10 protein-coding genes are annotated in these 13,188 nt (G+C 42.9%); 9 read left to right on the forward strand and 1 reads right to left on the reverse strand.

Annotated elements, in window-relative coordinates:
* The first annotated feature begins 97 nt into the window (after positions 1-97).
* The 9 genes from Q0A12_RS09155 to ftsY all read left to right on the forward strand — a co-directional run bounded on the left by Q0A12_RS09155 (position 98) and on the right by ftsY (position 12,387).
* A complete protein-coding gene (locus Q0A12_RS09155) occupies positions 98-1,105 on the forward strand; it encodes an ABC transporter ATP-binding protein (protein ID WP_291292345.1) in 1,008 nt (335 codons plus the stop codon).
* Positions 1,106-2,050: an ATP-binding cassette domain-containing protein gene (locus tag Q0A12_RS09160; protein WP_291292346.1), complete on the forward strand. Its 945-nt coding sequence runs from the start codon at positions 1,106-1,108 to the stop codon at positions 2,048-2,050.
* Entirely contained in the window at positions 2,050-3,006 is a 957-nt protein-coding gene (opp4B, locus tag Q0A12_RS09165; RefSeq protein ID WP_291292347.1) for an oligopeptide ABC transporter permease, read from the forward strand. The genes Q0A12_RS09160 and opp4B overlap by 1 nt, the downstream gene beginning before the upstream one ends.
* 12 nt (positions 3,007-3,018) lie before the next feature.
* Positions 3,019-3,936 carry an ABC transporter permease gene (locus Q0A12_RS09170; RefSeq protein ID WP_291292348.1) on the forward strand — a complete coding sequence of 306 codons (918 nt, stop codon included), beginning with the start codon at positions 3,019-3,021 and terminating at the stop codon, positions 3,934-3,936.
* A 17-nt stretch (positions 3,937-3,953) separates the two neighbouring features.
* Complete coding sequence (locus Q0A12_RS09175; protein WP_291292349.1) at positions 3,954-5,738, forward strand: ABC transporter substrate-binding protein; 1,785 nt, start codon at positions 3,954-3,956, stop codon at positions 5,736-5,738.
* A gap of 208 nt (positions 5,739-5,946) precedes the next feature.
* On the forward strand, positions 5,947-6,639 hold the full coding sequence (gene rnc / locus Q0A12_RS09180; protein ID WP_291292350.1) for a ribonuclease III: 693 nt from the start codon (positions 5,947-5,949) through the stop codon (positions 6,637-6,639).
* Positions 6,640-6,654: 15 nt separating this feature from the next.
* Positions 6,655-10,245, forward strand: coding sequence for a chromosome segregation protein SMC (smc, locus tag Q0A12_RS09185; RefSeq protein ID WP_291292351.1), 3,591 nt, complete (start codon positions 6,655-6,657; stop codon positions 10,243-10,245).
* Complete coding sequence (locus Q0A12_RS09190) at positions 10,242-11,060, forward strand: Cof-type HAD-IIB family hydrolase (protein WP_291292352.1); 819 nt, start codon at positions 10,242-10,244, stop codon at positions 11,058-11,060. The genes smc and Q0A12_RS09190 overlap by 4 nt, the downstream gene beginning before the upstream one ends.
* 1 nt (position 11,061) lies before the next feature.
* Positions 11,062-12,387, forward strand: coding sequence for a signal recognition particle-docking protein FtsY (gene ftsY, locus Q0A12_RS09195; RefSeq protein WP_291292353.1), 1,326 nt, complete (start codon positions 11,062-11,064; stop codon positions 12,385-12,387).
* Positions 12,388-12,775: 388 nt separating this feature from the next.
* Here the strand turns inward: ftsY and Q0A12_RS09200 are convergent, their stop codons facing one another.
* A complete protein-coding gene (locus Q0A12_RS09200; RefSeq protein ID WP_291292354.1) occupies positions 12,776-13,144 on the reverse strand; it encodes a BlaI/MecI/CopY family transcriptional regulator in 369 nt (122 codons plus the stop codon).
* Positions 13,145-13,188 lie beyond the last annotated feature (44 nt).

Raw genomic sequence — 13,188 nt, forward strand, 5'->3', positions numbered from 1 at the left:
TTACACGATGTTAAGAAAGCATTTGGAATTTGACTTAGAATTCCTACTTTTTTACATTAAAGAGACTTCATCTTATAAAAAAGAGAGGGGTATTCGATTGTCAACTGATAATCAATTACTAGATGTTCAAAATCTACATACAGGTTTTCGTATCAAAGATGATTACTATGATGCAGTAGATGGCATTTCTTTTACTTTGGAGCGCAATGAGATCTTAGCGATCGTAGGTGAATCTGGTTGTGGTAAAAGTACCTTAGCTACAACAATTATGGGATTACATGACCCGAACAACACCAAAATCACTGGTGAGATCTTATACAAAGACTTGAATTTGTCAAACTTAAATGAAACGCTTTACAACAAAATCCGCGGCAATGACATTGGTATGATTTTCCAAGACCCATTGTCCGCATTGAACCCGCTGATGCGTATTGAAGATCAGATCAAAGAAGGGTTATCTTATCACACGAATATGAATGCGGAGCAACGCCAAGCCCGTGCCCTTGAATTACTTGATCAAGTAGGAATTCCCAATCCTGCACGGGTAGGTCGCCAGTACCCCCACGAACTATCTGGTGGGATGCGGCAACGGGTAATCATTGCCATTGCGATTGCTTGTAAACCGCCAATCGTGATCGCTGATGAACCAACGACAGCGTTGGATGTAACGATCCAAGCGCAGATTCTTGACTTGCTGAAAGATTTGCAAGCTGAAACCCAAACAGGGATCATTTTGATCACCCATGACTTAGGGGTAGTAGCAGAAATGGCTGATCGTGTGGCTGTTATGTATGGCGGTCAATTTGTCGAAGTTGCTTCAGCAGAAGAATTGTTTGCTAATCCTAAACATCCCTATACTCGCTCCTTGTTGAACTCGATTCCACAAGAAGATTCGCAAGATAGTGAACTGCATGTGATTGAAGGAGTCGTTCCTTCATTGAAAAATATGCCAAGAACAGGTTGCCGCTTTGCTGCTCGTATCCCTTGGATCCCAGCAAGTGACCACGAAGAAAATCCTGTGTTGCACGAAGTTGCACCGGACCATTTGGTTCGCTGTACTTGCTATAAGCATTTTCATTTTAGTGACGAAAAAGGAGAAGTGTAGATGTCAGAATTAATCACAATCAAAGATCTGAAAGTCCACTATCCGATTCGCAGCGGTTTTTTCAATCGCGTCACAGACTATGTCTATGCTGTTGACGGTGTGGATTTCATCATCGAAAAAGGAAAAACATATGGTTTGGTAGGTGAATCCGGCTCGGGTAAATCAACAACCGGTAAAGCCATCGTTGGTTTAGAAAAAGTGACCAGCGGCGAAATCATTTATGAAGGACAAGACGTGACTAAACGCTCGGTCCGGAAAAAAATGAATTATAACAAAGATGTTCAAATGATCTTCCAAGATTCCATGTCCAGTCTGAACCCTAAAAAGCGGGTCGTTGATATTATTGCTGAACCGCTACGAAACTTTGAACGGTTGAGTGACCAAGAAGAAAAACAACGGGTGAAACGCCTTTTGGATATCGTTGGGATGCCAGAAGATGCTTTATACAAATACCCGCATGAATTCTCTGGTGGACAGAGACAACGTTTGGGGGTTGCCCGCGCTGTGGCATCAAATCCTAAATTAATCGTTGCCGATGAACCTGTTTCTGCATTGGATCTGTCTGTACAGGCACAGGTGCTGAACTTTATGAAACGAATCCAACAAGAATTTGGCTTGAGTTTCTTGTTCATCTCTCATGACCTAGGGGTCGTGAAACATATGTGTGACAATATTGCTATTATGTATAAAGGCCGTTTTGTTGAGATTGGTACACGGCAGGATATTTACCAAGATCCCCGTCATATTTATACTAAACGTTTATTATCAGCTATTCCTCAAATTGATGTGAAAAATCGTGAGGCACATAAAGAAAACCGCCGTCGGGTAGAGTTGGAATATGTGACCCATCAAAAAGATTACTATGATGAAACGGGTCGTGTTTATGACCTTCGAACAATCACAGAAACACATCAAGTGGCTTTGAAAAATGGGGGTGCTGAATAATGTGGAAAACAATTCTACGTCGTTTGATATTAATGATCCCGCAAGTCATTATTTTGAGTATCTTGATTTTCTTGATTGCACAAGCAATGCCCGGGGATCCATTTACAGGATTGATCAATCCAAACCAAGACCCAGCAGTGATTGAGCGGATGCGGGAAGCAGCCGGATTGAATGATCCTTGGTATACACAATATTTCCGTTGGATCGGAAATGCGCTTAAAGGAGATTTTGGTCAAAGTTTTATCTATAAACTGCCAGTAGCAACGTTACTTTCAGGACGGATCAGCAATACATTGTGGCTATCTTTGTTAACGGTCATCTTAACGTATCTGATCGCGATTCCATTAGGAATGTTAGCTGGTCGTTACCAAAATTCGATTTTAGATAAGATCGTTGTCGTGTATAACTTCTTTAGTTTTGCAGTGCCGTTGTTTATCTTTGCATTGATTGCACTGTTTGTCTTCGGCTATCGTTTAGGTTGGTTCCCAACTGGGGGGTCTGTCGCACCAGGTGTAACAGGAATGGCAGAATTTTGGAGTCGCCTGTACCATCTGATTTTGCCGGCTATAACTTCTGCGCTATTAGGTACAGCAGTTACCATCCAGTACCTACGAAGTGAAGTGATTGATTCCAAATCGTTGGATTTTGTCCGAACAGCTCGTTCAAAAGGTGTGCCAACAAGTAAAGTCTTCTCACGTCACGTGTTCCGAAATGCATCCTTGCCGATCGCATCTCAAATGGGGTACGAGATTACTTCACTGATTGCTGGTTCAGTGGTCATTGAAAAAATCTTTGCTTACCCAGGTGTCGGAAAATTATTTATTGATAGTATCGTACAACGGGATTATGCCGTGATCACATCATTGACCTTGATTTTAGGGTTGGCGACATTGATCGGTACCTTGTTATCAGACATCATTATGAGTATTGTCGATCCAAGAATCAGAATCCAGTAGGAGGGGATAAACGTGTCTGAAAAGAAAGAAAAAGTGTTAAAACAAGAAAGTATCCCACCTATGGGATTAAAAATGATTTTTCGTGAATTTTTAAAAGACAAGATTGCTATCTTTTCGTTAGTCTTGTTAGTAGCTGTATTGCTTTTCGTATTTATTGGCTCGGCAGTGGTCGATCAAAGCCAAGTCATGCATGTCAGTATTCTAGATAAATATGCTGCACCCGGAGCAGTCTCACCAAATGGCGGTACCTACCTATTAGGGGCGGATGAAGGTGGCCGTGATGTTTGGGGACAATTGATCATTGGTGCGCGTAACTCGATTTTGATTGGGTTTTCCATTACGATCATTACATCGATCGTCGGAGTTGGTTTGGGGATCATCTCAGGCTACTATGGCGGTTTGATCGATAATATCTTGATGCGTATCGTTGATTTTGTCATGATCTTGCCGATCATGTTGATTATTATCGTTATTGTTTCGATCGTACCTCGGTACAATGTTTGGACGTTTATCTGGGTCATGAGTGCCTTTTATTGGGTCGGAAAAGCAAGGCTCTTCCGTAGTAAGACTCTTTCTGAAGGGCGCCGAGATTATGTGAGTGCGTCAAAAACATTAGGGACCAATGATTTTGTGATTATGTTTCGCGAAATCATGCCGAATTTAAGCTCATTGATCATCACCAACTTGACGATGAACTTTGCAGCAAATATCGGTATCGAAACAACTCTAACGTTCTTGGGCTTTGGTCTGCCAACGAATGTTCCAAGTTTAGGAACATTGATTGGGTACGCCAGCAGCGGTGATGTGCTGGTCAACAGACAATGGATATGGTTACCCGCGTCGATATTGATTCTAGTATTGATGTTGAGTATAAACTACGTTGGTCAGGCATTTAAGCGTTCAGCTGATGCACGTCAACGACTAGGTTAAAACAAGGAGGATACAGGATGAAGAAAAATATTTTTGGTATGGTCACACTTTTGTCAGTCTTAGCATTGGCAGCTTGTGGCGGCAAGAGTGGCGGGACAGACTCTTCGGGCAGCAACAATGCGGCAACAGATACAGAAGATGTTAGTAATTTTCCTATAGAAGTCAGCAACGATGCAAAAGCAATCGACGGTGGCACATTGGATGTAGCAGTAGTTATGGATACGCAATTCCAAGGCTTATTCCAAAACGAATTTTATCAAGACAATTATGATGCACAATTCATGTTACCAAGTAATGAAAGTCTATTTCTGAATGATGCAGACTTCAAAATTGTTGACGGTGGTGCGGCAAATCTTAAATTGGATGAAGACAACAACACTGCAACGATTACATTGCGTGACAACTTGAAATGGTCAGACGGCAAAGATGTAACTGCGGATGATATTATTTTTACCTATGAAGTGATCGGTAACAAAGATTACACAGGGATCCGCTACGACAGTAACTTTACGAATATTGTTGGGATGGAAGACTACCACGATGGTAAATCCGATACAATCTCAGGAATCACAAAAGAAAGCGACAAAGTCGTTAAAATCCAGTACAAACAAGTTCATCCTGGTATGATGCAAGCAGGTGGCGGTATCTGGTCTTCTGCTTTACCAAAACATGCGTTTGAAGGTATTGCAGTTAAAGACATGGAATCAAGCGATGCTGTTCGTAAAACACCAATCGTTTACGGACCTTACGTAATGTCAAACATCGTTGCTGGTGAATCTGTAGAATACGTACCAAATGAGTATTACTATGGCGGCAAACCAAAATTAGATAAACTATCATTTAAAGCTGTACCAACTGCTTCAATCGTTGAAGCAATGAAAGCAAAACAATATGATATGGCTCTATCAATGCCAACAGATACTTACCCAACTTACAAAGATGCTGAAGGTTATCAAATCTTGGGACGTACAGATACAGCTTACACCTATCTAGGATTCAAACTAGGTAAATGGAATGCTGAAGAAGGCAAAGTAGAATACAATGATAAAGCAAAAATGGCTGATAAATCATTGCGTCAAGCAATGGGCTATGCATTAGATAATGATGCAGTGGGTAGCCGTTTCTACAATGGATTGCGTTCAAATGCAACAACTTTGATCCCACCAGTATTTGGTACATTGCATAATTCAGATGTCAAAGGCTATACACAAGATATCGACAAAGCAAACAAATTGTTAGACGATGCTGGCTACAAAGATGTGGATGGCGACGGTTTGCGCGAAGACAAAAATGGCGACAAATTAACGATCAATTTTGCTTCAATGTCAGGTGGCGAAACTGCGCAACCATTGGCTGACTACTATGTTCAACAATGGAAAGAAATCGGCTTAGACGTGAAATACACAACGGGCCGTTTGATTGATTTCCAAGCATTCTATGACAAACTAGAAAATGATGATCCTGAAATCGATGTATACCAAGGCGCTTGGAATACAGGTTATGATCCATCACCAATGGGCTTATATGGTCCAAACTCAGCATTTAACTACACTCGTTTTGCATCTGACGAAAATACAAAACTGTTAGAAGCAATTGACTCAAAAGATTCATTTGATGATACAAAACGCAAAGAAGCATTTGATGCATGGCAAGAATACGCTGCGGATGAAGCATTTGTTATCCCAACACTTTACCGTAGTGCTGTATTGCCAGTATCTGATCGCGTAACAGGTTTCACATGGGCATACGATGTTGACCATAATCCATGGGCAACAGTTGCTGTAACAGCAGAATCTCGCTAATTTAGAAAAAGGCGTTCTTTCGGGAGCGTCTTTTTTTTGTCTTTATAAAATGAAAGCACTGAGAAAGGTTCAGCCAACGAAATCCCTGTGATAGAAACGATTAAATTTTTTCTATAGCGGGGTCAAGTTTTTGGATGAAACATTTCATAATTAGCCAAAAACCAGTATAATAAGGAGGTGTCGATAAACTAATGAAGGAATGTGGCAAATGAATACACAGCTAATGAACGAATTAAAAGAAGATTATGGCATTGTCTTCCATGATGTAGATTTACTCGAACAAGCGTTTACGCATTCATCTTATGTGAATGAGCATCGCAATTTGCACCTATCCGATAATGAGCGCCTTGAATTTTTAGGAGATGCTGTTTTAGAATTGATCGTGTCGCGATATTTATATCGTGAGCTGCCGGACCTTCCTGAAGGAAAGTTGACGAAACTGCGGGCAGCGATCGTTCGCGAAGATAGCTTATCGATGTTTGCCAAGGATTGCCGTTTTGATCAATACATTCGGTTAGGCAAAGGAGAAGAAAATTCCGGCGGACGTAAGCGTCCCTCTTTATTGTGCGATCTTTTTGAAGCTTTTTTAGGTGCGTTGTACTTGGATCAAGGTTTGGAGAGCGTCAACGGTTTCTTGACAGCGGTCGTTTTTCCAAAAGTTAAAGCAGGTGCTTTTTCCCATGAGATGGATCACAAAACCCGATTGCAGGAAGTCTTACAGCGGTCCGGCGATGTGTCGATCAACTATCGTTTAACCAAAGAAGAAGGTCCTGCCCATGAACGAATCTTTTGGACAGAAGTCTATTGCGACGATGTACTGATTGGTGAGGGGCAAGGAAAGTCTAAGAAATTATCAGAACAAGCAGCGGCAGAAAATGCCTTAGCAAGTCTTGATCAGTAAGAAAGGAATGGCGGAGTGTATTTAAAACGAATAGAGATTGCCGGTTTCAAGTCTTTTGCAGACCGCACGATCATTGATTTTGAAAATAGCGTGACTGCAGTAGTAGGACCAAATGGCAGCGGCAAGAGCAACATTACCGAAGCGATTCGTTGGGTTTTAGGAGAACAGTCTGCCAAAAGCCTGCGGGGTGGCAAGATGCCTGATATCATTTTTGCAGGATCGGACACTCGCAAGCCCTTAAATGTAGCGGAAGTAACGATTATTTTAGATAATACCGACCACTACTTGCCACTGGATTACAGTGAGATCAGTGTGACTCGGCGATTAAGAAGAACAGGCGAAAGCGACTTTTATTTGAATAAGCAAAGTTGCCGTCTGCGGGATGTCCAAGAACTCTTTATGGATTCCGGATTAGGAAAAGAATCCTTTTCGATCATTTCCCAAGGGAAAGTTGAAGCGATTTTCAGCAGCAAACCAGAGGATCGTCGCGGTATTTTTGAAGAAGCCGCCGGTGTATTGAAATACAAACAGCGCAAGAAAAAAGCAGAACAAAAATTGTTTGAAACAGAAGATAATCTAAGTCGTTTACAAGATATTATTTACGAGTTAGAGGATCAATTGATTCCATTAGCTGCTCAAAGCGAAGCCGCCAAACAATTTTTATCATTGAAGGAAAAATTGACAGAAATTGATGTTGCCTTTTCTGTCATGGAAATCGAGACGGCCAAAGCTGCATGGGAAACAGCAACAGAACAGCTAGAACAATTGAATCGCCAGTTGGCTGAGATCACCCAGCAAATCAACAATGGTGAAGGGAATCTGCAGCAATTACGTCTGCGACGAACCGTATTTGATGAGTCATTGGAGCAGATCAACCAACAGCTGTTGCAAGTAACCGAAGGGTTGAAACAAGCAGAAGGCCAAAAAGAAGTGCTGCTGGAGCGCTCTAAGCACACACAAAAAAGTACGGCAGAGTATCAGGAAACGCTGGATGCGGTGAGTGAACGTCTTCAACAACTGAATGAAGAAAAAGCAGAGCTGATCCATGAGCTGTCGCAAAAGAATCGCAGTGTTCAAGAAGCAGAAGTCGCGATTGCTGATTGCCGAGCCGAACAAGTAAAATACCAGAAATCGGCGAAAGAGATCATCGAAGAATTGCGCAGTCAATATGTCGAAGCCATGCAAGAACAAGCAACCATCGGCAATGAACTCAAGTATTTGGAACGTCAGTACCAGCAAGAAACAGCTAAAAATCAGACTGCTGTCACCAAGCAGACGGAGTTAGCGACAGCCATCAAAGAAAAAGCGACGGCGGCAGAAATTGTCAATGAGCGGTTGCAAGGGATTCAGCAACAGTTGGATGAACAGCGAAAGCAATACATTCATCTACAAGAGAAGGCCAAAGACAACAAAGAAAAATTGGATGATGCCCAGAAAAAAATGTATCAGCTGATGAACCAAGTTCAGCAAGTCCGGGCAAAGCAGCGCAGTTTACAGGATATCCAAGAAAACTATGCTGGCTTTTATCAAGGTGTCCGAGTGATTCTGAAAAACAAGCAGCAGCTGACCGGTGTGGTAGGTGCTGTAGCTGAATTGATCGAAGTACCGGAAAAATACACAGTCGCGATCGAGACAGCACTAGGGGCGTCTGCGCAACACGTAGTAGTGGAAACCGAACGTGATGCCAGAGCAGCGATCACATATTTAAAAGAAAATCGCGGCGGGCGGGCCACTTTCTTGCCATTGACGACCATCAAGTCTCGTCAACTGCCTAGCTATGCGGTTTCTCAAGCCCAACAAGTTCCAGGCTTTATCGGTATTGCCAGTGAGTTGGTGCGGTTTAATGATGAAGTAAAAACTATTGCCGAAAACCTGCTGGGAAGTATCGTGATCGCCGAAGATTTGAAGAGTGCCAATGCTTTAGCAAAGGCGCTGAACTATAGCTATCGTGTCGTGTCATTGGAAGGTGACGTGATGAATGCCGGCGGATCAATGACCGGTGGTGCCACCAAGAAAAATGCCGGTAGTTTGTTCAGTCAAAGCAATGAATTGCAGCAATTAACGGCGCAAGCGGCGCAATTGGATGAACGCCTGCAAAAAACAGAGAAACAAGTGCAGCACTTTGAGACAGTCACCAAAGATGCGCAATCTGCTCTGGAAGAATTACGAACCACCGGGGAAACCGCACGAATGACAGAACACGAACTCAAAAATCAACTGCAAAACCTCACCAACGAGTTGGAACGGTTGAAAAAAGAGCAGCAAGTCTTTGATTTTGAAAATCGCGAGATCCAAGCCTTTTTTGAAGAATACCATGAGAAGAAAACACGGTTGGAAGCAGAGCAGCAAACCATTAGCCAACAATTGAAAAAAATCGATCAGGACATTCAAAGTATGAATGCAGAAGAAGATTTGATTGAAGCGAAAAGAAGCCAGCTGGCAGAAACCGCCGCTCAACTCCAAGCCGATTTTGCGGTTCAAAAAGAGCAAGTAGCACATTTGAAACAAAAAATCACGGCCAATGCCGAAGCGCTAGCAGAAAATGAAGCGCGGCAACAGTCGTTGGAACGGCAGCTAGCAGCGATCAATTCAAATAACAGTGATCATGAAGTCACAGAGGAAAGTCTGGATCAGCAGATCAGTGATTTTACCGAACGTAAAATGACCTTAACACAAGAATTGGCAGAGATTCGCCAGCAACGACAAACCGTTCAACAGGAAATCGGTCAGTTAGATGAAGCCCTTAGCTTGGCTAACTTGCAGCAAAAAGAAAAACTGTCTGAAAAAACCAATGTGGAAATCGAAAAAAATCGTGCTGATCTAGTGATGGATAATCGGTTGGCTTATTTACAGGAAGAATACGCGTTGAGCTTTGAAAAAGCAGCCAATGACTATTCACCTATAGAAGATCCGGAAACCGCCAAAAGTGAGATCCAAGAGTTGAAAGGGAAAATCGATGCGATTGGTCCAGTCAATTTGAATGCGATTGAACAATATGACCAAGTGGAACAGCGCCACAGCTTCTTGACGAGCCAAAGAGATGACCTGCTTTCTGCTAAAGCGCAATTATTTGATACCATGTCCGAAATGGATGAAGAAGTCAAAACGCGCTTTGGTGAAGTCTTTGAAGCGATTCGTCTGCAATTCAAGCAAGTTTTTCCAAATATGTTTGGTGGTGGCCATGCAGAATTGATCTTGACCGATCCGAAAGACTTATTGAATACCGGAATCGAGATCGAAGCCCAACCGCCAGGGAAAAAATTACAGAATCTGAGCTTGCTTTCCGGAGGTGAACGAGCGTTGACCGCCATTGCATTGCTGTTTTCGATCATTCAAGTCCGCCCGGTCCCATTCTGTGTGCTAGATGAAGTAGAAGCAGCTCTAGATGAAGCCAATGTATCACGCTTTGGCCATTATTTAAGCGATTTTCAAAATGATACACAGTTTATCGTGGTCACACATCGCAAAGGAACGATGGAAGCCGCCGATGTATTATACGGGGTGACGATGCAGGAATCGGGTGTCTCTAAGACGGTTTCTGTACGTTTGGAAGATGTCAAAGAAGGCGGTAATTTTGTCGCAGAGCAAGAAGGAGTAGCAAAATGATCAAATTAGTCGCAATTGATTTAGATGGTACGTTGTTGGATGGAAAGAAACAAGTATCACCAAAAAACAAAGAAGTACTGGCCCAAGCAAAAGCACAGGGGGTAAAAGTCGTCCTTTGTACGGGGCGTCCTTTGCGGGCGATTCGTCCTTATCTAGAGGAGTTGTCACTGAATGAGCCGGGGGATTATAGTATTACCTTCAACGGTGGCTTAGTGCAAAAAAATGATACCGGAGAAATCATGGAGAAGGCGACGTTTCCATTGACGGATATCCATGAGCTGATTTCGGTTGCTCAAACACTGGATATGCCATTGGACATCGTCTCGGAAGAGATCGTGTTGTGTTTGCCTACTTCAGCCACGAATCAGTCGATCTATGGCTCACTGAATCCATTGCTGGATTGCCGCCCTTATACTATTGAAGCGTTGGATGAGACAAAGCTTTATAATAAGGCCGTGATTGCCTATCATCAAGAAGTGTTAGATCCGAAGATTTTGGAAATTCCTTCTATCGTCAGAGAAAAATACGAGGTTATTAAAACCCGTAATAACTTACTGGAATTCATGCCAAAAGGGATTACGAAGGCTTACGGTATTGAGCTATTGGCCCGCGATTTAGGGATTGGCATCGACGAAGTCATGGCAATCGGAGATGAAGAAAATGATTTACCGATGATTCGTTATGCCGGAATCGGGGTAGCGATGGCGAATGCCGTGCCTTTGATCAAGGAAGCAGCAGATGTAGTGACTGATTCCAATGAAGCAGACGGTGTAGCAACCGTTGTTGAAAAATATGTATTGAAGGGAGGCGTTTAAGATGGGATTTTTTGACAAAATAAAAAAGGCTTTAGTGGGTGAGCCAAAAGAAGCAGACAAACCACAAGAATCGTCGAAAGCAGAATCACCAGAGGTTCTGGAAGATGCTGGAATCCAAGAACCATCGGGGAAAACAGTATCAGATACGACACTTGATTCTGCTCCAGAAGCAACAGATAAGCCAAAAACGGATGCGGCAGAATCTGAAACGACAGAATCGAAAGTAACAGAATCCGAAACGGCAGAATCGGAGCCAAAAACAGAAGAAGTTTCCGCTGATTCTTTATCAGCAGAAAACGAAGGAGCACCGGATGCGCCAATCGTTTCCGAGACCCCTGCCAGCACACCGTTCGCTCCGAAAATGCCTGTTCCTCAACCAGCAGTGGAGAAAGAGGCGGTACAAGAGAAATACACGAAGGGACTATCCAAATCGCGGAAAACCTTCGGACAACGACTCAATGAATTATTTGCGAACTTCCGCTCGGTAGACGAAGACTTTTTTGAAGAAGTAGAAGAAACGTTGATTGGTGCCGATGTCGGCTTTGATGCAGCGATCAAAATCACGGATGCCTTGCGTCAAGAGGTCAAATTAAAAAATGTCAAGAAAACGTCAGATGTTCAAAATGTTATTATCGAGAAATTAGTGGACCTTTATGGGGAAGCTGGTGTCGGTGAAGTCAATGAGTTGAATATGCAGCCGGGATTGACAGTGATTTTATTTGTTGGCGTAAATGGTGTCGGCAAAACCACTAGTATCGGAAAACTGGCGCACCAATTCAAGGCAGAAGGCAAAAAAGTTCTACTGGCAGCTGCGGATACTTTTCGGGCTGGCGCCATTGACCAGCTAGTCGTCTGGGGCGACCGTGCGGGGGTAGAAGTTGTTCGAGGCAAAGCAGGAGGCGATCCTGCAGCCGTCGTCTTTGATGCGATGGAACGGGCGAAAGCCGAGCAAGCCGATGTTTTGCTGGTGGATACAGCTGGTCGTTTGCAAAATAAAGTCAATTTGATGAATGAGCTAGAGAAAATCAAGCGGATCATTCAACGAGTGGAGCCGAATGCGCCTCATGAAGTGCTGCTTGTTTTGGATGCGACCACGGGTCAGAATGCGATGAACCAAGCCAAACAGTTCAAAGAAACTACAGATGTTACCGGATTGGTTTTGACGAAACTCGACGGAACCGCCAAAGGTGGGATCGTTTTAGCTATTCGCAATGAACTGCGTTTGCCGGTCAAATTGGTCGGATTAGGAGAAGGCATCAACGATCTTGAGCCCTTTGATCCCAATGAGTTTGTTGTCGGGCTATTTAAAGGCCTCATCAACGAGTAACGGTGATGACGTTTATCCTTTGAGCAAAGACAAAAATATCCGAACTATGATTGATTACTCCTATCCATCGGGTTTATGCGATGGCATGAACAGCAGGAGCAGTCATTGTTAGTTCGGATATTTTTTCGGTTAAGGAACCAAGACAAAGCTCCTTAAATATGCAAATAGAGTTTTTAGTTATTCTTTTACTCGCTGTGAGGTACGGAAAGTACCACCACAGGATACACAAAGGACATAGGATGACTTCTGGTTACAAAACCTCCCCGTTGTAGCGGTAAAGTTACAGCTACTAGTTTCTGAACATGAAGTCATTCAGATACGACTGCTGGCGCTGCAAGAAATGTTCAGCGTGGACATTCTTGTTCAGCAAAGACAATCTAGTTGAACATCAGCCTTTTAACTGATCTTGCCGTTCTTTGATGATTTTTTCCAAATCATTCAATGTTTCGGCATCATCACTGTTTTCAATGAAGTTTGAAACAAGGTTCAGCAAAGATTGTTCAGACAGTTCGGCAGCTAGGAAATCTTCTTGAGAGACATTTGGCGAATACAAGCGCGTCAAGACAGTACCGCTGTAGCCGATGTCAGCCACTTTCAATAAGTCGTGGTTCTTTAATTTTCTGACAACTGCTTGGATCGTGTTTTTACTTAAGTCTTGCTGTTGCACCGCAATGTCATTTGCAGACAAAGGTTTATCAGCATTCCAAAAGATGTTCATGATCTGACGTTCGCGTTTGGTAAGATTGAGTGGTTTCATTCACTATTCTTCCTTTCAAAAAAGTTGTAATATTGACATAATAA

Source organism: Enterococcus sp., from assembly GCF_022711995.1.
Taxonomy (GTDB): Bacteria; Bacillota; Bacilli; order Lactobacillales; family Enterococcaceae; genus Enterococcus_D.

What these genes read in the sequence shown, in the direction of transcription:
- Q0A12_RS09160 (WP_291292346.1), top strand. Translation starts at nt 1,106, where the DNA reads ATGTCAGAATTAATCACAATCAAAGATCTGAAAGTCCACTATCCGATT.
- opp4B (WP_291292347.1), top strand. Translation starts at nt 2,050, where the DNA reads ATGTGGAAAACAATTCTACGTCGTTTGATATTAATGATCCCGCAAGTC.
- Q0A12_RS09175 (WP_291292349.1), top strand. Translation starts at nt 3,954, where the DNA reads ATGAAGAAAAATATTTTTGGTATGGTCACACTTTTGTCAGTCTTAGCA.
- rnc (WP_291292350.1), top strand. Translation starts at nt 5,947, where the DNA reads ATGAATACACAGCTAATGAACGAATTAAAAGAAGATTATGGCATTGTC.
- Q0A12_RS09190 (WP_291292352.1), top strand. Translation starts at nt 10,242, where the DNA reads ATGATCAAATTAGTCGCAATTGATTTAGATGGTACGTTGTTGGATGGA.
- ftsY (WP_291292353.1), top strand. Translation starts at nt 11,062, where the DNA reads ATGGGATTTTTTGACAAAATAAAAAAGGCTTTAGTGGGTGAGCCAAAA.
- Q0A12_RS09200 (WP_291292354.1), bottom strand. Translation starts at nt 13,144, where the DNA reads ATGAAACCACTCAATCTTACCAAACGCGAACGTCAGATCATGAACATC.